The sequence below is a fragment of the Serratia sp. CY55921 genome, from assembly GCF_052167655.1.
In the GTDB taxonomy this organism is placed as follows: Bacteria; Pseudomonadota; Gammaproteobacteria; order Enterobacterales; family Enterobacteriaceae; genus Serratia; species Serratia ureilytica.
In genome coordinates this window covers 1,076,344-1,095,706 of the sequence record NZ_JBJNMU010000001.1, presented here as the reverse complement: position 1 = coordinate 1,095,706, position 19,363 = coordinate 1,076,344, and the positions used below count along the sequence as shown (strand labels likewise).

At 62.1% G+C, this 19,363-nt stretch carries 18 protein-coding genes; 8 read left to right on the top strand and 10 right to left on the bottom strand.

The window, feature by feature from the left end; genetic code table 11:
* Positions 1–19: 19 nt before the first annotated feature.
* Together ACJ8M3_RS05240 and ACJ8M3_RS05235 are read right to left on the bottom strand one after the other, a co-directional pair.
* Entirely contained in the window at positions 20–988 is a 969-nt protein-coding gene (locus ACJ8M3_RS05240; protein WP_197759818.1) for a DMT family transporter, read from the bottom strand.
* Positions 989–1,086: 98 nt separating this feature from the next.
* Complete coding sequence (locus ACJ8M3_RS05235; protein ID WP_342205676.1) at positions 1,087–1,914, bottom strand: AraC family transcriptional regulator; 828 nt, start codon at positions 1,912–1,914, stop codon at positions 1,087–1,089.
* Positions 1,915–2,110: 196 nt separating this feature from the next.
* Between ACJ8M3_RS05235 and ACJ8M3_RS05230 the strand changes: the two genes are divergently transcribed.
* Positions 2,111–3,544, top strand: a complete 1,434-nt coding sequence (locus ACJ8M3_RS05230) for an NAD-dependent succinate-semialdehyde dehydrogenase (RefSeq protein WP_089197092.1) — start codon at positions 2,111–2,113, stop codon at positions 3,542–3,544.
* Positions 3,545–4,294: 750 nt separating this feature from the next.
* Here ACJ8M3_RS05230 and ACJ8M3_RS05225 read toward each other — a convergent pair.
* From ACJ8M3_RS05225 to ACJ8M3_RS05215, 3 genes are read right to left on the bottom strand one after another with little or no spacing between them, the layout of a single operon-like run.
* On the bottom strand, positions 4,295–5,197 hold the full coding sequence (locus ACJ8M3_RS05225; protein WP_089197093.1) for an alpha/beta hydrolase: 903 nt from the start codon (positions 5,195–5,197) through the stop codon (positions 4,295–4,297).
* Positions 5,184–6,080: an alpha/beta fold hydrolase gene (locus ACJ8M3_RS05220; protein WP_046687102.1), complete on the bottom strand. Its 897-nt coding sequence runs from the start codon at positions 6,078–6,080 to the stop codon at positions 5,184–5,186. The genes ACJ8M3_RS05225 and ACJ8M3_RS05220 overlap by 14 nt, the downstream gene beginning before the upstream one ends.
* A 26-nt stretch (positions 6,081–6,106) precedes the next feature.
* Complete coding sequence (locus ACJ8M3_RS05215) at positions 6,107–7,162, bottom strand: sugar phosphate isomerase/epimerase family protein (protein WP_042784599.1); 1,056 nt, start codon at positions 7,160–7,162, stop codon at positions 6,107–6,109.
* A gap of 140 nt (positions 7,163–7,302) precedes the next feature.
* Here ACJ8M3_RS05215 and ACJ8M3_RS05210 point away from each other — a divergent pair, with 140 nt between their 5' ends.
* A complete protein-coding gene (locus ACJ8M3_RS05210) occupies positions 7,303–7,896 on the top strand; it encodes a TetR/AcrR family transcriptional regulator (RefSeq protein ID WP_033643177.1) in 594 nt (197 codons plus the stop codon).
* Between the two features lie 39 nt (positions 7,897–7,935).
* On the opposite strand, the gene ACJ8M3_RS05205 is transcribed toward ACJ8M3_RS05210, so the two are convergent.
* Positions 7,936–8,829 (bottom strand): LysR family transcriptional regulator, encoded by an 894-nt coding sequence (locus tag ACJ8M3_RS05205; RefSeq protein WP_046687103.1) that lies wholly within the window; start codon positions 8,827–8,829, stop codon positions 7,936–7,938.
* A gap of 64 nt (positions 8,830–8,893) precedes the next feature.
* On the opposite strand from ACJ8M3_RS05205, the gene ACJ8M3_RS05200 reads away from it, so the two are divergent.
* Complete coding sequence (locus ACJ8M3_RS05200) at positions 8,894–10,051, top strand: alpha/beta fold hydrolase (RefSeq protein ID WP_197710768.1); 1,158 nt, start codon at positions 8,894–8,896, stop codon at positions 10,049–10,051.
* Here the strand turns inward: ACJ8M3_RS05200 and ACJ8M3_RS05195 are convergent.
* From ACJ8M3_RS05195 to ACJ8M3_RS05180, 4 genes are all read right to left on the bottom strand, one after another.
* Positions 10,048–10,350, bottom strand: coding sequence for a cupin domain-containing protein (locus tag ACJ8M3_RS05195; RefSeq protein ID WP_047026060.1), 303 nt, complete (start codon positions 10,348–10,350; stop codon positions 10,048–10,050). The genes ACJ8M3_RS05200 and ACJ8M3_RS05195 overlap by 4 nt on opposite strands.
* A gap of 118 nt (positions 10,351–10,468) precedes the next feature.
* Positions 10,469–11,188: a glucosamine-6-phosphate deaminase gene (locus ACJ8M3_RS05190; RefSeq protein ID WP_089197095.1), complete on the bottom strand. Its 720-nt coding sequence runs from the start codon at positions 11,186–11,188 to the stop codon at positions 10,469–10,471.
* A gap of 189 nt (positions 11,189–11,377) precedes the next feature.
* Positions 11,378–13,258, bottom strand: coding sequence for a potassium transporter Kup (locus tag ACJ8M3_RS05185; RefSeq protein WP_123061722.1), 1,881 nt, complete (start codon positions 13,256–13,258; stop codon positions 11,378–11,380).
* Positions 13,259–13,514: 256 nt separating this feature from the next.
* Complete coding sequence (locus tag ACJ8M3_RS05180; protein ID WP_033643182.1) at positions 13,515–14,444, bottom strand: LysR substrate-binding domain-containing protein; 930 nt, start codon at positions 14,442–14,444, stop codon at positions 13,515–13,517.
* A gap of 170 nt (positions 14,445–14,614) precedes the next feature.
* Between ACJ8M3_RS05180 and ACJ8M3_RS05175 the strand changes: the two genes are divergently transcribed.
* The 5 genes from ACJ8M3_RS05175 (at position 14,615) to ACJ8M3_RS05155 (ending at position 19,347) form a co-directional block, all read left to right on the top strand.
* On the top strand, positions 14,615–15,565 hold the full coding sequence (locus ACJ8M3_RS05175; RefSeq protein WP_042784607.1) for a branched-chain amino acid ABC transporter permease: 951 nt from the start codon (positions 14,615–14,617) through the stop codon (positions 15,563–15,565).
* Positions 15,566–15,575: 10 nt separating this feature from the next.
* Positions 15,576–16,688, top strand: a complete 1,113-nt coding sequence (locus ACJ8M3_RS05170) for an ABC transporter permease subunit (protein ID WP_033643184.1) — start codon at positions 15,576–15,578, stop codon at positions 16,686–16,688.
* Positions 16,685–17,455, top strand: a complete 771-nt coding sequence (locus ACJ8M3_RS05165) for an ABC transporter ATP-binding protein (RefSeq protein ID WP_096242285.1) — start codon at positions 16,685–16,687, stop codon at positions 17,453–17,455. The genes ACJ8M3_RS05170 and ACJ8M3_RS05165 overlap by 4 nt, the downstream gene beginning before the upstream one ends.
* Positions 17,448–18,161, top strand: coding sequence for an ABC transporter ATP-binding protein (locus tag ACJ8M3_RS05160; protein ID WP_033643186.1), 714 nt, complete (start codon positions 17,448–17,450; stop codon positions 18,159–18,161). Before ACJ8M3_RS05165 ends, ACJ8M3_RS05160 begins: the two co-directional genes overlap by 8 nt.
* A 76-nt stretch (positions 18,162–18,237) precedes the next feature.
* Positions 18,238–19,347: a branched-chain amino acid ABC transporter substrate-binding protein gene (locus tag ACJ8M3_RS05155; RefSeq protein WP_369825820.1), complete on the top strand. Its 1,110-nt coding sequence runs from the start codon at positions 18,238–18,240 to the stop codon at positions 19,345–19,347.
* The last annotated feature ends 16 nt before the right edge of the window (positions 19,348–19,363 follow it).

Genomic DNA, 19,363 nt, shown 5'->3' with positions numbered 1-19,363 from the left:
CCCGCCGCCACGGCGGGCGTCACCTCGGCTTGTCCTCCAGCGCCACCACCACTGGCTGCGGTTTGATGCGCATGGCGTACACCACGCCGGCGATCAGACAGACGATGCCCGCCAGCGTCAGCAGCGGCGGCCAGGCCTGGCGCAACAGAAAGGTATACGCCAACCCCGCCAGAATTTCGAACACGATGAGCGGCCCCACCAACACCGTCGGCAGCCGCTGGCTGGCTTCGTTCCAGCACAGCGCCCCCAGCCAGGAGCAGAACACGCCGATGATCAGCATCAGAGGGATAAACACCTCAGGGCGCGGGCCGAACGGCAAGGCGAACGCCGGCTCGCTCAGCGCCAACTGACCGCAGACCGCCAGATAGCCCAGCAGCGCCAGCGGCAGCGTCACCAGCCCTTGGGCCGTGGCCCAGGTGGCCGGACGCTGCGTCGGATTCTCCCGCAGCCAGCGTGAATTGCGCAGCGGGAACCAGGTCCAGCACGCCACCGCCAACACGGCCAGCCCAAGACCGCTGAGATAGCGCCAGCCGTCGATCGGCACCGCATTGCCGCGCAGCTCGGCGACGTTCACACACGCCAATCCACAGACGATCAACAGCAGTGCGGGCGCCAGTTTGCCCCAGGCCAGGCGCCCGTCGTGCCGGCCGTAAAACAGATTGGCGCAAATGGCGATCACGACCGGCAAGGTGCCGATGATCATGGTCGACACCGGCGCACCGGTGCGCTGAATGGCGCTGGCCAGGCACAGGTAGTACAGCAGATTGCCGATAGCCGTCAGCTTGAGCGCTTCCCACCAATCCTGGCGCCGCAGCTTATGCAGGCGGCGGCGATCGAACCACGCCAGCGGCAAGGCGATCAGCCCGAAGGCCAGATAGCGCCCGGTGGACTGCAGCGCGGCGGGATAGTCCGGCACCAGCAACGGACCGACGAAAATCAATCCCCACATCAGCCCGGCGGCCAGGGCAAACACAACGCCAATGAACATAACGACTCCGACAAACGGCCGGTGCGGCCAACCCGCCCGACAAGACAGCGGCAGAGTAACGAAAACGCGGGGAGGAATTATTGTAGCAGGTTGCTGTTTTAGCCCAATTTCACCTGTTTCTGGAAACGCACTGGAGTGACGCCGTAACGGTTGGCGAAGGCGCGCGTCAGGTGCGCCTGATCGGTCAGCCCCGCCGCCACCGCCACCTGTGCGGCGGGCATGCCGCGCTCCAGCATGCGTTTGGCCTGCGACAGCCGGATCGCCATCAGCATCTGCTGCGGCGAGACGTGATATTCGGCCTTGAACTTGCGCAGGAAATGGTACGGGCTGAGCGACACCAGCTCGGCCAGTTGGTTGAGCGTTATGGCCTCGGCGAAGTTATCGTGCAGGTAGCTTTTCACCACCTCGAAACGGTGCGCCGCCTCGGCTTTCTCCCGGCGCCCGGTGCGGATGTGCGGTTGCAGCAACGCCACCGCTTCCAACAGCAGGCCGTCGAGCGTAAGCGGATCGTCGGTTTGCCACAGCGCGGCGAGAATGGCGGACAGGCGCTGCGCCGCCCGCGGATCGTGGCGCACCGCATCGGTGAACCACTGGCTCCGATCGCCGGACAGCTGCTCCAGCGCCTCGGGCGCCAGATAGAGCATGCGGTAACACCAACCGCCCGGCGTTTCGGCTTCGCCGGTATGCAGCTCGTCAGGATTCATCAGCACCAGCGCGCCCGGCGCCGCCAGGTGCTGCGCCCCGCGATAGCGAAAACGCTCGGCCCCGGTGTCCACGGTGCCGATGGCGAAGGCGTCGTGGGTATGCGGCTCGAAGGCATAGCGTTCGATATGCGCCTGATAGAGTTCGACGCCGGGCAGATGCGACAAATGCCGGAACTGCGCGCAGTCCTTCTCGAACGGAAACTGTTGTGGAACCCCTTGCACCCGACCTCCTCATCCGTGCTGACAATCTGCTCAGCATAGCCAAAACATCGCCGGTTGAGTAGCCGCCCTGGTCCTTTCGTGCCCCTCGCCTGGACGATCGGCGCCATTCGGCGTAGGGTTAAGGTCCCTGTCCCTTTCAGACGGGCCGCATCGCGAAGCTCATCGGCCCCTGACACTCCGCAAACAAGAGGCAACAATGTATCCGGATACTCAACTGTATATCGATGGACAATGGCGCAGCGCGCTGGCCGGAAAAACCCTGCCGGTCTCCAACCCCGCTACCGACGAGATCATCGGTCAAGTGGCGCACGCCGCCGCAGAGGATCTCGATCTGGCGCTGGCCGCCACCGAACGCGGGTTTAACGTTTGGCGAAACACCGCCGCACACCAGCGCGCCAACCTGATGCGCAAAGCCGCTGCGCTGCTGCGCGAACGCGCCGACGCCATCGCCGCCATCATGACGCAGGAACAGGGTAAGCCGGTGGCGCAGGCCAAAATCGAAATTCTCAACGCCGCCGACGTGATCGAGTGGTTCGCCGGCGAAGCCACCCGCACCTACGGGCAGATTATTCCGTCCCGCGCTCGCGACGTGCAGCAGCAAACCCTGAAACTGCCGGTCGGCCCGGTGGCCGCCTTCACGCCGTGGAACTTCCCGATCAACCAGATCGTGCGCAAGCTGTCCGCCGCGCTGGCGGCGGGCTGTTCAATCATCGTCAAAGGCCCGGAAGAAACGCCGGCCTCACCGGCTGAGCTGATCAAAGCCTTCGCCGACGCCGGCATTCCGGCCGGGGTGATCGCGCTGGTGTACGGCACCCCGGCGGAAATCTCGGAATACCTGATCCCGCATCCGACCATTCGCAAGATCTCCTTCACCGGCTCCACCCGCGTGGGCAAGCATCTGGCTGCGCTGGCCGGCCAGCATATGAAAAAGGCCACCATGGAGCTGGGCGGCCACGCGCCAGTGCTGATCTTCGACGACGCCGATCTCGACGCGGCGGCCAAAGAGCTGGCGCAATCCAAGTTCCGCAACGCCGGCCAGGTCTGTATCGCCCCGACCCGCTTCCTGATCCAGCAAGGCGTTTATGAAGCCTTCGTGGAGAAATTCACCGCCGCAGTGCGTGAACTCAAGCTCGGCAACGGGCTGGAAGACGGCGTGACGATGGGGCCGATGGTGCTGGGCCGCAGCGTCGACAATATCGAGGCGCTGGTGCAAGACGCTATCGCTCACGGGGCGAAGGCCAGCACCGGCGGCAAACGCGTGGCGGGCAAAGGCAACTTCTTCGAGCCGACGGTGCTGCGTGACGTGCCGCTGAGCGCGCGCGCCATGTCGGAAGAGCCGTTTGGCCCGGTCGCCCTGCTGCGCCCGTTCGCCACCTACGACGAGGCGATCGCCGAAGCCAATCGTCTGCCGTACGGGCTGGCCGCCTACGCTTACAGCCGCAACATCGCCACCGTCAATGCGCTGGGGCGCGACGTGGAGAGCGGCATGCTGAGCATCAACCACATCGGTTTCGGCCTGCCGGAAACGCCGTTTGGCGGCGTGAAGGACTCCGGCCACGGCACCGAAGGCGGCAGCGAAGCGATCGAATCCTACCTGGAAACGCGCTTTGTCACCGTCGCCGGCCGTTAATCGCACGTCGGATGAATAGCCAGAAGCCCCGCAATGCGGGTAATCCTGGTTAGTTAGCGTTTTTCTGAACGTATTTGTGCAGTTTTCGGTCGATAAAGGTGAGATGCGCCATGAAGCTCATACGCTTCGACCGAGCCAGGGGCCGAAGGCGCGGCCCCTGGCAACCCGCGCCTTTGCCCTATCAGACGGTTGGCTTTGCCAACTTCCCTCTCTCCGCCATACCGCATTGAGGCCGGTTGCGACAGGCGTCCCTGCCTGTCTCACCTGAAACCGCCGTCCATGGCGGTTTCTCCTAATGCGCTATGCCTGCGTTCGGCGTCTTCAAGGGCGCCCAACACCGCGCTCATCTCCAACTTCTCTACCACAACCTCATAAGCGACAGATTTCCCGGTAGCAGCCAGCTCAGGTGTTGACCTTGAGCGCGCATCACCGGCTGCCGAGCAAGACGGCGTTGTCAGGGGCAACCGGCCAGGGAAGGCCGGTTGAGGCGAGACTAACAGGGACGTTTGTCGCAGCCGACCCGCCCGACAGCGCAGACGCGGCGAGGGTATCCGCGTAGCGGACAGACGGTGTTAAGCAAAGGCGCGGGTGGAGGGGCCGCGCCTTCGGCCCCTCCAATTGCCGTTCATATTGGCCACAGAGAAATGCGGGACATTTACGGCAATTCCCCTGCACAGAACGCCCAGAGGCTGGATAAAAAATGCCACTCAGGCTTAAGTGAGCGGCATTGCCGCAGCGCGGGGCTTTTTTTTACTCGCCGGCCAGCTCGAACAGCCGCCGCGCCGCCGGGGTCAGCCCCAACATGTGAATGCAGGCATGCACCATGCCCGGCAACCGTTCACAGCGTACCGCCACACCCGCCTCACGCAGCCGCTGCGCATACAGTTCGGCCTCATCGCGCAGCGGATCATATTCGCAGCTCAGGATAGTGGCCGGCGGTAACCCGCGTAGCGTGGCGGCATGCAGCGGCTCGGCGCCGGGATCGCGTCGCTGGGCCAGGTACTGCTGCCAACAAAACACCATCGCGTCGCGCGTCAAAAAATGCCCCTCGGCGAATTCGCGATAGCTCTTCGTCACCATTTCGCGGCTGAGCGCCGGGTACAGCAGCAGTTGACGTTCAATGTGCGGACCGCCGCGATCCCGCGCCAACAGCGCGACCGCCGCCGCCAGATTGCCCCCGGCGCTGTCGCCGCCCACCGCCAGACGGTCAGCGTCAATCCCTAACTGCGGCGCCTGTTGCGCCGCCCAACAGAGCGCCTGATAGACATCTTCCAGCGGCTGTGGAAAAGGAAACTCCGGCGCCAGTCGATAATCGACCGACAGGATCACCCGATCAGTGGCGTTAGCCAGCGCCTGACAGGGCTGGTCATACAGCGACAGCGAACCGAGGCACCAGCCGCCGCCGTGGGCGAACAGCATCGCTGGTTGTGCGGTAGCGCGCCTTTCCCCCGCCGGTAGATAGGCGCGCAGCGCAATCCGGTGCCCATCGGTGGCGACCAGCGTAAAATCCCTGACGCCGCCGCTCGGTTCCGCCTCGCCCTGCAGCCGGCGTAAACCGGTTTCCGTGGCCGCGCGCATTTCCGCCAGCGACGCGGGGGGCGACGCATCGGCCGACGCCGTCAAAAAGGCAGCGATGCGTTCATCGAGCGGCATGGGGTTCTCCTGCCAGGAACGGCGTAATCAGGGCAATAAATTCCTCATGACACTCCTCGGTGATGAAATGGCCGCAGCCGGCGACCGTTTCGCCCCGCAGATCGCGCGCATTGCCCCGTAGCGTCGTCAGCGGCGCGTCGCCGGTGGCGTGCTCCGCTCCCACCGTCAACACCGGCATCGTCAACGGCGTGGCGGCGCGCAGCCGGTTCTGGCGAACGGTCTCCGGGATCGCCCGGTAATAGTCGAATCCGGCGCGCAGGCCGCCCGGCGCCGAATAGGCGGCGATATAGACCTTAGCCGCCACCCGATCGCGCCGATAAGACCAGCGGTTGAAGATATAGCCAAGATACTCCCGCTCGCGCCCTTGGGTCAGGGTCTCCGGCAAATCCGCCAGCTGGTTGAACATGAAATGCCACAGGAAGATATTCTCCTCCGGCGCGACGAAAATCGGCGGCGGCGGCGCCAGACCGGGGATCACCGCCTCCGTCAGTACCAGACGCTCCACCGCCTGCGGGAAATCGCTCGCCATGGCGTAACCGATCCACATGCCGATATCGTGGCCGACCAGTTGGTAACGTTGATGGCCCAGCTGCGCCATCATCGCGTGCAACGCCGCACCGATGCTGCCGGTGTCGTAGCCGCCGGCGGGCTTGTCAGAGTCGCCGATGCCCGGCGGATCGACGGCGATCGCCTGAAAACCGGCCGCCGCCAAGGCTCGCATCACATAACGCCAGGTGTACCAGGTTTGCGGCCAGCCGGGGATCAGCAGCACCGGCCGCCCTTCGCCGGCCACCACGCAGTGAAGGCGCCGGCCGTTGACCTGGGTATAGACGTGTTCCGCCGCGAGATCCTGCAACAGGATCTCGTTTTGACTGTGTTTCATGGGGTTAACTCCCTGTGGGGTCAGGCTCAGCGAATGCCGAGCAATGCATTGATCTGCTGAGGATTGACCGGCGCACCGGCGAAGTCATCAAACACTTTGTCGGTGACACGGATAATGCGCTCGCGAATGAAGGCCGCGCCTTCGCGAGCGCCGTCCTGTGGATTTTTCAGGCAGCACTCCCACTCCAGCGTCGCCCAGCCCGGATAGCCATACTGCGTCAAACGGGAGAAAATGCCGTTGAAATCGACCTGGCCGTCGCCCAGCGAGCGGAAACGGCCGGCGCGATCGATCCAGGACTGATAACCGCCGTATATGCCCTGACGACCGGTCGGATTGAACTCGGCGTCCTTAACGTGGAACATGCCGATAACGTCCTTATAGATATCGATAAACTCCAGATAGTTAAGCTGCTGCAGCACCATGTGGCTCGGATCGAACAACACCCGGCAACGCGGATGGTTGCCAACGCGCTGCAGAAACATCTCAAACGTCACGCCGTCGTGCAGATCCTCACTCGGGTGAATTTCATAACATAGATTGATGCCCTGCTCCTCGCAGGCGTCGAGCACCGGCAGCCAGCGTTTGGCGAGCTCGTTGAACGCGGTGTCAATCAATCCTTCAGGGCGCTGCGGGAACGGGAACAGATAGGGCCAGGCCAGCGAACCGGAAAAGGTGCCCAGTTCGCTGAGCCCCAGCCGCGCCGACGCCTTCACCGCCAACAGCATTTGCTGCCGCGCCCACTCGCCGCGAGCCTTGGGATCGCCCTGCAGCGCCGGTGGCGCAAAGCTGTCGCACAGCGCATCGTAAGCCGGGTGCACCGCCATCAGCTGGCCGAAGATATGGCTGGTCAGTTCGCTGACCACCAACCCCTGCTCCGCCAACATGCCGGTCAAATCGTCGCAGTAGGTTTGGCTTTCCGCAGCGGTGGCCACGTCGAATAAACGCCGATCCCAGGCCGGGATCTGCAAGGCGGTAAAACCAGTCCGCGCCGCCCACTCGGCAATGGCGGGCAAGCTGTTGAACGGCGCCGCGTCATCGCTGAATTGCGCGAGATGCAGGCTTGGACCTTTGAGGGTTTTCATCGTAAACTCCTATTGGTTGTCGATTGACAAACAATAGGAGCAAAGCGCGGCGACCGCAAGCGAAATTTATAAAGGCATTGGTATTCCCGTCGATTTAAGCGATCCTATGTCGCTGAATGGCAGGTAAATTGGAGCAGCGAATGGCAGGCAGACCGCGCGAGTTCGATCGCGAACAGGCGCTATTGAAGGCGCGAAACTTATTCTGGCGGCAAGGTTACGAAGGCACTTCGATGTCGGATCTGGTGGCGGAGTTGGGCATCGCTTCCGCACGCATCTACAAAGCGTTCGGCTCCAAAGAGCAGCTGTTTCGCGAGGCGATTGCCTGTTATGAAACCGCCGAAGGGGGCTTCGCCGATCGCGCCTTCGCGACGGAAAGCGGCATTCGCCCGGCGCTCAAACGCCTGCTGGAAGACGCCGTACGGCTCTATAGCCGGCCCGATCTGCCGCAAGGCTGCATGGTGGTCTCCGCCGCCGCCAGCGTCAGCGCGGAAAACGACGGGCTCAAAGCCTGGCTGGCAGAGCATCGGCTGCAGCGCACGCAGCAGATCGTCGAACGGCTGCGGCAGGCGGTGCAAACCGGCGAATTGCCGGCCGACACCGACGCCGACAGCCTGGGTGACTATTTCGCCGTCTTCTTGCACGGCCTGTCGATTCAGGCGCGTGACGGCGTCACCGAGGCGCGGTTATTGGCGGCGGTAAACGTGGCGCTGACGGCCTTGGGCGACCGCGCCTAATCGATTCTTGAATGCGGTTCAAACTCAGGCGCGTTTTACCTATGGCTGTGGAGGAACTGCGTTTTTGACAAAATCCGCGACGTGGGGATTGATATTTTCCGCCTTGTGAATCAGAGCAACCTGATACGGGATCTGTTCTCCACTAAGCCGACAAAAAGAAACGTTTGCCCAGCCGCTTTTTTGCATGAATTCAGGGACCAGACTGACTCCTAATCCCGAAGCAACAAGGCCGACTATCGTTTCCATCTGCACGGCTCGCTGAACAACCTCAGGAGCAAATCCTGCCTTTTCGCAGGCCTCAATGATAGCGCGATAGAGACCTGGCCCTTCTTGCCCAGGAAACAATACCCACGGCTCCGTGGCCAAGGCAGAAAGCGAAAGAACGCCGCTTGTTCCGGCAGGATGTTTACTCGGCAAAACGGCAATCAGCGGGCAGCTAAAAAATGGATGGCAAGACAGTTTCGGTATGGCGTATTCAGGAACAGGTAAAACCGCAATGCCAATATCAATCGTGTCTTCCAAAAGGCTCGCAACCTGTCGCGCCGTCGTCATTTCTTTCAATTCAAGAACAACCTGCGGACAGGAAAAGTGAAAACGGGCGACCATTTCGGGAAGCAGATGTCTGACGGCGGAAGCGACAAAACCGATGCGCAAAGCCCCCGTCATTCCCTGGCCAGCGCGTCGTGTCAGTAACATCGACCGTTCCATCTGCATGAGCGTCGTAACCGCTTCCTTCTGCAACACTGCCCCTGCGGGAGTCAATGCCGTTATTCGATTGGTTCGCTCAAAAAGCCGGGTGCCCAAAACCTCTTCCATTTGACGGATCGCTTTTGTCAGCGGGGGTTGAGCCATATGCAAACGCTCGGCCGCTTTCCGGACATTCATTGTTTCCGCGACCACAAGAAATTGGCGGAGCTGACGCAGAGTAAGCATGTCGTGATACCTAAAATATATTAAGAAAGCGCCACAATAGTATTAGACACGTCAAGGGGAGCACATGAAGATGCTTCCTGTATATATTCGTGGAGCAGAAATAACAATGAACATACTCAGATCGTTGTCACTGACTTATCGAAACCTAAATACGTTGCTAGCCCTCCTTATCATGTCAGCGTCGTCAACGCTGGCTGCATCAAAAGAAAATGAAATCCCCACACCGGTAAATCGAACAGACAGATACATTTTGCTTGCGGGCGGAGAGCAACTGCACGTCAGGGAAGTCAGCCTGAAATCTGAGGGCAAACCTGTACTGCTGATTCATGGCGCACGGGTTCCCGGCCTGGCCTCTTTTGATTTGCCCGTCAAGGGCGGCTCTTTGGCTGCAGATCTGGCGTTAGCCGGTTTTCGGGTATATATCCTCGATCTGCGGGGATATGGGTTATCCAGCCGGCCGGCCGCGATGGACAGCCCTCCTAACCAGTCAGCGCCGTTGATCCGCACTGCGGACGCCATAACCGATATCGATCGCGCCGTGCAGGCTATTCAGGCATGGAGTCGAGCGCCCCGCATTAATATCCTGGGATGGGCGACGGGAGGGCACTGGGCGGGCGCTTATGCAACCCAATATCCACAGAATGTGGAACGGCTGGTGCTCTATAACACGCTTTATGGCGGAACCGCCCACCACCCGCTGCTGGGCCAGGGATCGCCGCTGGACGATCCTCAAAATCCCGGGCACTTCAACGCCGCCAAATTTGGCGGCTGGAGCCTCAACACGCGAGACAGTCTGTTTGTCGCCTGGGATAACAGCATTCCCGTGGCGGATAAAACACAGTGGCGTGATGAAACAGTTAAACGCGCTTACGGTGATGCCGCACTGGCATCGGACAATACCTCGCAGCGCAGAACGCCACACAGCTTCCGCGCACCGACCGGTGCAATGGCTGACAGCTTTGAACTGGCGATGGGCAGAAAACAGTGGTCCGCAACAGCCTTAACAACCGTTCCCGTATTGGTTGTTCGCTCGGAACGGGATTTCTGGAGCCGGCCCGAGGATGTTGACGCCATCATGAAAGATGCCCCTTCAGCCGAAAAGCTGGTCATTCCTGAAGCGACACATTTTGTCCATCTCGATAGAGATAACGCCGGCAGACAACGCTTTCTCCAGGGCGTTGTCAGATTTCTGGCACAGCCTCAGCCCAACGACGGCACTTAATCCTCCGGCAAATCGACAATCACCAGCGTGCCTTCGCTGCCCGGCAACACGCGGTGCGGCACGCCGGCCGCGGCCTGATACAGCTGACCGGCCCGCACCACCACTTCTTCCCCCGCCACCTGCAGCCGCAGGTGGCCGCTGATCACCAGCAACCCTTCGCTGTAATCATGCACTTCATCCGCAATGCTGCGCGCATCCATGCGCAGCACTTTGATATTGGCCGCACCGACGCGGCCCAGCACGGCAGAGCGCCAGGCCTCAGGCAGTTCGGCCGCCTGCTGGTTTAAATCGAACAGCATCGGAATCCCCCAGGTGCATGAAAAAACGCACTCTAGCCTGATTCTGCGCCGCAGGGAAAGACGCTTTGGTTGCAGGTTATGACCGTTGGTTCTGAGGCGAGACGCGCCGGATGAACGCTTAAGGCAGCAGCGCCGCGGCCTCCCGATCGGCGATAATCAACAGGTCCGGATGCAGCATCAAAATGCTGGCGGGCACCCCGCTCTCCACCGGCCCGCTGACAATGCGCCGCAAAATGTCCGCTTTGTGCGAACCGTTGACGAGCAGCACCAGCTTTTTGGCGGCCATCACGCTTGCAGGCCCCAGGGTGACGTAATGATCGGGCAGCCATTCAGTGCGGCCGCCCACCTCTTTGAGCAAAATGTCCGCCATATCCGGCCTGGCGGAAACCGGCACCCGACAGGTGCGGTCTTCGAAGGCGGTGGTGCCCGGCAGATTGCCGCAGAAATGCCCGTCCGCCCCGACGCCCATCACGATCGCATCCAGCCCGCCATCTTCGGCGATACGCCGATCGTGCTGCAGGTAGTTGTCCGAATTCAAGACGTGCTGTTGCCGCTCGGGGATCGCCGCCGGGCCAAAGAACATACGGTGCAGATTCTCCATGGTGACGCCATAGCCCGATCGGCCGGCGTAAGGAATTTCATCGAAATTATAGTAATGCGCGTTGGCGAATTCCGCGTGGCCCTTGACGCGCGGAGCCAACAACTCATACATCCGTTTAGGCGTCGAGCCGGCGGTGATAGCCAGATTGACGCGCTGCGGGCGCAGCATGTAACTCAACAACAGGCTGGCGGCCAGCTCACTCAATTCCTGGTAATCATTAGCGACGACAAGTTTCATTCCCTTCTCCTTTTTGCAAAAAAAAAACCTAACCGCCCATCCGGCCATGTTCGATGCCGGGAGAGAAGTTAGGTTTTGCCTGATCGCGTCAGTAACAATCCGTTTCTTGTCAGGTTATGGCGGCCAGGAATGAAATGCAAACCGCGTTGTGTGATGCAAGCCGCATTGCGGCGATGCCTTTTTCGCGCCCTATACCGGCACGCGGCGGCTAATCTCCACCACCTGATCGCTGGGCAGGTAGTAATAATCCGTGACGTGCATGCCGTTGCGCACCATCAGCGCGAACAAGTTGCGCTGCCAGGATGGCAACCGGTCGTTCGCTTCGCGGCGCACCACGGTCTCGTGCCCGAGATAGTAGGTCGCCTCGTCGAAGTTCAGACCGGATTTCTGCGCCTCGACGTGCTGCAACAGCTGCGGGATGTTAGGCCGCTCCATAAAGCCATAGCTGGCCACGCCGCACCAAAAGCCCGGCGACAGCTCGCGCATCACCAACCGTTCAGCATTCGAGACCCGCGGCTCATTGACGATGGCAATGGTGAGCGCCAGCACGTTGGCGTGCAGCGAACCGTTACGCTTGACCTGCCATTTCATCACCGGCGGCGTCCCTTGCAGGCTGCGAGTCAGGAATACCGCGGTGCCCGGCACGCGCGGCACGGATTCGCGGCGGATTTTCTCCAGGAAATCCTCTACCGGCACTGTCGTTTCACCGAGGGTGCGCGCGGCCGCCAGCACCCCGCGATGCCAGATCAGCATCACGGTATAGACCGCGGCGGCCAACAGCAGCGGGATATAACCGCCCTGCAGTACTTTAGTCATGTTGGCCGTCAGGAAGCTCAAATCGACCACGAAGAAACCGCCCGCCGCCAACAGGCTGGCGATCGGCCCCCAGCGCCACACCTCGCGCATGGCGACGAACAGCAGGCCGGTGGTCATGATCATGGTCAACGAGACGGCGATGCCGTAGGCGGCGGCCAGATTGTCCGACGATTTAAAGAACACGGTCAGGAACAGCGTCACCACCATCAGCAGCCAGTTGATGGCGCCAATGTAGATCTGCCCGTAACTTTCCTCGGTGGTTTGCCTGACCCGCAGCCGCGGCAGCCACCCCAGTTGGATCGCCTGCCGGGTCATGGAAAACGCACCGCTGATGATCGCCTGGCTGGCGATGATCGTCGCCAGCGTGGCCAGGATCACCAGCGGGATCAGCAGCGCCGGCGGGCATAAACGGAAGAAGATGTTCTGCGTGACATCGGCGCCGCTCAGGATCAGCGCGGCCTGACCGGCGTAGTTCAGCAACAGGCTGGGAAAAACGATGCCGAACCAGGCCAGCCAAATCGGCCGTTTGCCGAAATGCCCCATGTCGGCATACAGCGCTTCGGCGCCGGTGACGCACAAAAACACGCCGCCCAGCACCAGGAAGCTGGTCAGTCCGTTGGAGAACAGGAAGTGAATGCCGTAGAGCGGGTTCAGCGCCAGCAAAACCGCCGGATGCTGGATGATGCCCCACACGCCCAACGCAGCGATCGACAGGAACCACAGCGCCATGATCGGCCCGAACACGCGGCCGATGCGCGCGGTACCCAGCGGCTGAATGGCGAACAGACTGAGCAAAATCACCACCGCCGCCGGCAGAATATAGGGCTGCGACGCCGGCAGCACGATGTTCAGCCCTTCGAGGGCCGAGAGCACCGAGATGGCCGGCGTGATGGCGCCGTCGCCGTAAATGAGCGCGGCGCCGAACAGGCCGGCGAACAGCACCAGCGGCCGGGATTTTCGCTTGCTGACCAGCAGCGACATCAGCGCCATGATGCCGCCCTCGCCGCGGTTGCCGATGCGCATGGCGAACATGGCGTATTTGAGAGAAGTGACGATCACCAGCGTCCAGAATATCAGCGACAGCAGGCCAAGGATCACCGGCGCCGAAGGCGCATCGCCGGAGAGAAACAGCACGGTTTTCAGGGTGTACAGCGGGCTGGTGCCGATATCGCCGAACACCACGCCCAATGCGCCCAACGCCAGCGGCGACAGCCCCGTCTTATTCACGGTTTCCGTATCATTGCCGACAGACATCTGCTCGCTCCTTGACGTTGCGCTGAGAGTGGGAATTATTGTCACTTTGTGGCCGTCGCGCCACGTGATCGGCAAGTTAAGCATAGCCGTCATCTTCGCCAGTGACAGCATCGCGCGTTGAAGCTTCAGCAATCATCGCCGGTGAGCAACGGTTTAAAAACGCCCACCCCGGAGGGCCTATTACTTTCCTGTTGGCGTGGCGTGCGTCGTGGGAAAGTGAAATGAACGTCCGGCTCTCCCCTGTTTCCGCCCGGCGTTACGCGAGCCGGCTCTCATCGGCTTCGCGGCGCAGCCACTGCCGCAGATTTTCGCCTTCCTGCGACAGCTCGCTATCCAGTCGAGCGCACAGGTAATAATCGCGGCCGTCGTCGATCGGCAGATCGAACATTTTGATCAACTCACCGCTTTCAAGGTACTGGGCGATTAACGGTTCACGCATCAACGCACACCCTAGCCCCGCCTGCACCGCCGCCAACGTCAACAATCCGTCCTCAAACATCGGGCCGATACTGCGCAGCGGGCGCTTGACGCCGGCCTGCTGAAACCATTGCATCCAGGTATTGCGCTCCTCGTCGTGCAGCAGCGGCAGCGTCGCCAGCTGCTCCGGCGTATCGAGCAAACCATGCAGTTTACTGAATGCCCGGCTGCACACCGGCACCATTTTGCCGGACATCAGCTTCTCGCTGCGATAGCCGGTCCACTGCCCGACCCCGAAGCGGATCGACAGGTCGGCGGCGTCGCTCAGGTAATTGCGGTGGTTGGCGTAGACCACATTGATGTCGATATCCGGATTTTCGCGCAGGAAACCGCGCAGCCGCGGAATGAACCAACCCATGCCGAACAGCGGGATCAGGCTGATGGTCACCTGCCGCGACGCGGATTGCTCGCGCACGTGTTCGGTCGCCTGGCGCAGCACGTTGAACGCCGAGCGAATCGAACGGTAATACTCCCGCCCTTCGCTGCGCAGCACCAGGTTACGCCCCTGCCGTTCGGTCAACGGCATCTGCAAAAATGCCTCCAGCGTTTTGAGTTGATGACTGACCGCCGAAGGCGAAATCATCAGCTCGTTAGCCGCCGCGCTGATGCCCCCCAGGCGCGCGATGGCTTCGAACGCCCGCACGGCGCGCAGCGGCGGATCGTTCGGCAGCATCGGCAATGGCTCATCGTACTGTTCTGTTTTTTTCATATATTGACTGTTTTTGGGAAATCGACACTGAAGGAATGGATTCAATATACATAAAAATCAACGCATTAAAATCACTCGTTTTTTGTATAAGAAAGTATTTTTCCGTATTTTACAATTTTTTTAAATTCTCTACTGTGACCCTCCTGACTCATTATCTCCGGACTCTCTCTATGGATACGCTGGTACAGCAAACCGTCAACGGTTTGATGCTCGGCAGCATCTATGCGCTGATCGCGCTCGGTTACACCATGGTGTACGGCATCCTGCGCATCATCAATTTCGCGCACGGCGACGTGCTGATGGTCGGTGCGCTGAGCGCGTTGTCGGCGATAAGCGTGTTGCAACACCATTTTCCCGCGTTACCGCCGTACGCCACGCTGCTGCTGGCGGCCCTGTTCGCCATGGCGGTCTGCGCCATCACCTCGATGGCGATCGAGCGTCTCGCCTACCGCCGATTGCGCAATGCACCGCGCCTGGCCCCGCTGATCAGCGGTATCGGCGTCTCGCTGCTGCTGCAAACCCTGGCGATGCTGATCTGGTCACGCAATCCCCTGATGTTTCCGCAGCTGCTGCCAATGACCCCCATCGCCCTGACCGCAGGCAGCGGCGGGCATGCGCCGGCGGTGATCACCGGCACGGCGATCGTCACGCTGGCGGTGGCCGTCGCGGTCATGGCCGGCTTATGGCTGCTGGTCGAACACAGCCGTTTCGGCCGCGCCATGCGCGCCACGGCGGAAAACCCGCAGGTCGCCGGCCTGATGGGCATCAGTCCTGACCGCATCATCGTTCTGACCTTCGCGCTCGGCGGCGCGCTGGCGGCGGTGGCCGGCATCATGATGGCCAGCAACTACGGCAACGCCGGTTTCTCGATGGGCTTTCTGCCGGGCATCAAGGCGTTTACCGCCGCCGTGCTCGGCGGCATCGGCAACCTGCGCGGCGCGATGCTCGGCGGATTGCTGCTGGGCCTGTTCGAATCGCTGGGCACCGGCTATCTCGGCGAGCTGACCGGCGGCGTGTTCGGCAGCAACTACCAGGACGTGTTCGCGTTTCTGGTGCTGATCGCCGTGCTGGTCTTCCGCCCCTCCGGGCTCTTGGGCGAACGCATCGCCACGCGCGCATAAGGACATCACCATGACCGTTTTGACTCCTCCCGTTCCTCTGGCCACGCCGCGCCGCGCCAGGCTGGGGCTGACGCTGTTCATTCTCGCGCTGCTGCTGGCGCCCTGGGTGGCGGGCGCCGCCGGGGGCAACTACTGGGTGCGGGTCGTCGACTTCGCCCTGCTGTACCTGATGCTGGCGCTCGGGCTGAACATCGTGGTGGGCATGACCGGGTTGTTGGACATGGGCTTTATCGCCTTTTACGCCGTCGGCGCCTATTTGGCCGCGCTGCTGTCGTCACCGCATCTGACACAGCAATTCCCGCTGCTGCTGCAGTGGTTCCCCGACGGGCTGCACCTGTCGATGCTGGGTCTGATCCCGCTGGCGGCGCTGCTGGCGGCGGCGTGCGGCATCCTGCTCGGCGCGCCGACGCTGCGGCTGCGCGGCGATTATCTGGCGATCGTCACGCTCGGTTTCGGCGAAATCGTGCGCATTCTGATGCGCAATCTGGATCGCCCGGTCAACCTCACCAACGGCCCCAAAGGCATTTCCGGCATTGACCCGGTCAGCCTGTTCGGCCTGAAGTTTTCCGGCATGCATGAGTGGTTCGGCGTGCGTTTTTCCGGCCTGTATCTCTATTACTACCTGTTCGCCGCCCTGCTGCTGGCGATCCTGTTTATCAGCCTGCGGCTGCAGAACTCGCGCATCGGCCGCGCGTGGACGGCGATCCGCGAAGACGAGGACGCCGCGCGGGCGATGGGCATCAACACCCGCAACTTCAAGCTGCTGGCCTTCGCCATCGGCGCCACCTTTGGCGGCGTGGCCGGCGCGCTGTTCGCCGCGTTTCAGGGCTTCGTGTCGCCGGAATCGTTCACCCTGCAGGAATCGATCGCCGTACTGGCGATGGTGGTGCTCGGCGGCATGGGGCACATCCCCGGCGTGATCCTGGGCGCGCTGCTGCTGGCCGCCCTGCCGGAGCTGCTGCGCAGCAGCATGGGGCCGCTGCAGCAGGCGCTGTTCGGCCAAGTGCTGATCGACCCGGAAATCATCCGCCAACTGTTTTACGGCCTGGCGCTGATCCTGGTGATGCTGTATCGCCCGGCGGGCCTGTGGCCGGCCCGCCACGCACGGGGGAACGCCGCATGACGCCGCTGCTCGCTTTACACCATATCAGCAAACGCTTCGGCGGCCTGACGGCGGTGGATGACGTCAGCATGAGCATCCGCCAGGGGGAAATCTACGGCCTGATTGGGCCGAACGGCGCCGGTAAGACCACCTGCTTCAACCTGATCACCGGCTTGTATCGCGCCGACGCGGGCGAGTTCCGCCTGGCGGGCCAGCGCTATAAGCCCCAGGCGATCGACAAAGTGGCGCAGGCCGGCATTGCCCGCACCTTCCAAAACCTGCGGTTGTTCAATGAAATGAGCGTGCTGGAAAACGTGATGGTCGGCTGCCACGTGCGCACCCGCAACGGCCTGTGGGCAGCGATCGCCCGGCACCGGCGCGCGAAAGAGGAGGAACAGGCGGTGCGCGATAAATCTCATGCGCTGCTGGAGTACGTCGGCATCAGCCAATTCGCCCATTACCGCGCCGGCGATCTCGCCTACGGCCATCAGCGGCGGCTGGAGATCGCCCGCGCGCTGGCGACCGAGCCCCGGTTGCTGGCGCTGGACGAACCGGCGGCCGGCATGAACGCCGGAGAAAAAGTGGCGCTGCGCGAACTGCTGCTGCGCATCCGCGACAGCGGCAAAACGCTGCTGCTGATCGAACACGACGTCAAGCTGGTGATGGGTCTGTGCGATCGGCTGACGGTGCTGGATTACGGCAAAGCGATCGCCGAAGGCGAACCGGCTCAGGTGCGGCGCGAACCGGCGGTCATTCAAGCCTATCTGGGAGGCGGCGCGCATGTCTGAAGCCCTGCTGAGCGTTAAACGACTCAAAGTGTCTTATGGCGGCATTCATGCGGTCAAAGGCATCGATTTCACGGTGAGCGCCGGCGAACAGGTGACGCTGATCGGCGCCAATGGCGCGGGCAAAACCTCGAGCCTGCGGGCGCTGACCGGCCTGCAGCCGTTTGAGGGCGACATCCTGTTCGACGGCCGTTCGATTCGCGGCATGCCGCCGCACCGCTTGCTGCAACAAGGGCTGGTGATGGTGCCGGAGGGACGCGGCATTTTCACCCGCCTGACGGTGCGAGAAAACCTGCAGCTGGGCGCCTATGCGCGGCGTGACGCATCGGCGGTGCGGCAAGATTTTGAACGCGTGTGCGCCACCTTCCCACGGCTGAGCGAGCGCCTGCATCAACCGGCCGGGCTGCTTTCCGGCGGTGAACAACAGATGGTGGCGATGGGCCGCGCGCTGCTCAGCCGCCCGCGGCTGCTGATATTGGACGAACCGTCGATGGGGCTGGCGCCGATTGTGGTGGAGGCCATTTTCTCGGTCATCAAGCAGTTAGCCCGTGACGGCGTCACGCTGCTGTTGGTCGAGCAGAACGCCCGCCTGGCGCTGGCGTCCACCGATCGCGCCTACGTATTGGACAGCGGCAGCCTGAGCCACAGCGGCCGCTCCGCCGACATGCTGGACGATGAAAAAATCAAACGGATCTATTTGGGTGAATAACCGTTGTTACCTTTAACCGCACCAGGAGTATGACATGCAGCAGAACATTCGCATCAAGCCATTGGCGCTGGCCGCCATGACAATGATCCTGAGCCTCCCGGCGCTGGCGGACGACACCGTGTTGATCGGTCTTGCCGGGCCGCTGACCGGCCCTTCCGCGCGCATCGGCAAAGATCTCGAAAACGGCGCACGGCTGGCGATCGCCGACGCTAACGCACAGAAACCGACGCTGAACGGCAAACCGGTCACCTTCAAGCTGGTGTCCGAGGACGATCAGTCCGACCCGCGCACCGCCGTGGCCGTGGCGCAGCGTTTGGTCGACGAAGGCGTCGCCGGCGTGGTCGGCCACTGGAACACCGGCACCAGCATCCCGGCGGCGCGCATCTATCACGACGCCGGCATCGCTCAGGTGGCGCCGGTGGCGACCGGTCACGGCTACACGCAGCAAGGTTTTGACACCAGCTTTCGCGTGATGGGCCACGACGACGACGGCGGCAACTACGCCGGGCAATATGCGGTGAAGACGCTGAAAGCCAAGCGCATCGCAGTGATAGACGATCGCACCGCTTTCGGCCAGGGGCTGGCGGACGAGTTTATCAAATCGCTGCAGGCCCAGGGCGTGCAGCCGGTCACCCGTGAGTATGTGGATGACAAGACCGTTGATTTCAGCGCCGTACTGACCACCGTCCGCAGTAAAAACGCCGATCTGATCTTCTTCGGCGGCGTGGATTCGCAGGCGGCGCCGCTGGCGCGCAAACTGAAACAGCTGGGCATGAACGCGCAGCTGATGGGCGCCGGCGGCTTCGTCAGCCAAACCTTCCTGACGCTGGCGCAGCGGGAAGGCGAAGGCGTCGTCGCGCTGGAGCCGGGGCTACCGCTGGAACAGATGCCGGGCGGCAAGGCGTTTGAACAAGCCTACCGCGATCGTTATCACACCCACATCGAACTGCATGCGCCCTTCGCCTACGACGCCACCCGGGTGCTGATCGCCGCCATTGAGCAAGCCGATTCGGCCAATCCGGCCGATTATCTGCCGAAACTGCGCGCCATACATTACCAGGGCGTCACCGGCGACATCGCCTTCGATGCGCAAGGCAACCTGCAACAGCCGAGCTTCACCCTGTACCGGGTGGTTGACGGCAAATGGCAGCCGCAAACCGTGTTGGGCGGCGCCAAACCACAATAAATCAAGAGGAGCAAGG

Excerpts from the sequence above, each read along its gene's own strand:
- ACJ8M3_RS05230 (WP_089197092.1), top strand. The coding sequence starts at position 2,111 with ATGTATCCGGATACTCAACTGTATATCGATGGACAATGGCGCAGCGCG.
- ACJ8M3_RS05155 (WP_369825820.1), top strand. The coding sequence starts at position 18,238 with ATGACAATGATCCTGAGCCTCCCGGCGCTGGCGGACGACACCGTGTTG.
- ACJ8M3_RS05210 (WP_033643177.1), top strand. The coding sequence starts at position 7,303 with ATGGCAGGCAGACCGCGCGAGTTCGATCGCGAACAGGCGCTATTGAAG.
- ACJ8M3_RS05225 (WP_089197093.1), bottom strand. The coding sequence starts at position 5,197 with ATGCCGCTCGATGAACGCATCGCTGCCTTTTTGACGGCGTCGGCCGAT.
- ACJ8M3_RS05170 (WP_033643184.1), top strand. The coding sequence starts at position 15,576 with ATGACCGTTTTGACTCCTCCCGTTCCTCTGGCCACGCCGCGCCGCGCC.
- ACJ8M3_RS05180 (WP_033643182.1), bottom strand. The coding sequence starts at position 14,444 with ATGAAAAAAACAGAACAGTACGATGAGCCATTGCCGATGCTGCCGAAC.
- ACJ8M3_RS05200 (WP_197710768.1), top strand. The coding sequence starts at position 8,894 with ATGAAGATGCTTCCTGTATATATTCGTGGAGCAGAAATAACAATGAAC.
- ACJ8M3_RS05175 (WP_042784607.1), top strand. The coding sequence starts at position 14,615 with ATGGATACGCTGGTACAGCAAACCGTCAACGGTTTGATGCTCGGCAGC.
- ACJ8M3_RS05190 (WP_089197095.1), bottom strand. The coding sequence starts at position 11,188 with ATGAAACTTGTCGTCGCTAATGATTACCAGGAATTGAGTGAGCTGGCC.
- ACJ8M3_RS05160 (WP_033643186.1), top strand. The coding sequence starts at position 17,448 with ATGTCTGAAGCCCTGCTGAGCGTTAAACGACTCAAAGTGTCTTATGGC.
- ACJ8M3_RS05220 (WP_046687102.1), bottom strand. The coding sequence starts at position 6,080 with ATGAAACACAGTCAAAACGAGATCCTGTTGCAGGATCTCGCGGCGGAA.
- ACJ8M3_RS05205 (WP_046687103.1), bottom strand. The coding sequence starts at position 8,829 with ATGCTTACTCTGCGTCAGCTCCGCCAATTTCTTGTGGTCGCGGAAACA.
- ACJ8M3_RS05215 (WP_042784599.1), bottom strand. The coding sequence starts at position 7,162 with ATGAAAACCCTCAAAGGTCCAAGCCTGCATCTCGCGCAATTCAGCGAT.
- ACJ8M3_RS05240 (WP_197759818.1), bottom strand. The coding sequence starts at position 988 with ATGTTCATTGGCGTTGTGTTTGCCCTGGCCGCCGGGCTGATGTGGGGA.
- ACJ8M3_RS05165 (WP_096242285.1), top strand. The coding sequence starts at position 16,685 with ATGACGCCGCTGCTCGCTTTACACCATATCAGCAAACGCTTCGGCGGC.
- ACJ8M3_RS05195 (WP_047026060.1), bottom strand. The coding sequence starts at position 10,350 with ATGCTGTTCGATTTAAACCAGCAGGCGGCCGAACTGCCTGAGGCCTGG.
- ACJ8M3_RS05185 (WP_123061722.1), bottom strand. The coding sequence starts at position 13,258 with ATGTCTGTCGGCAATGATACGGAAACCGTGAATAAGACGGGGCTGTCG.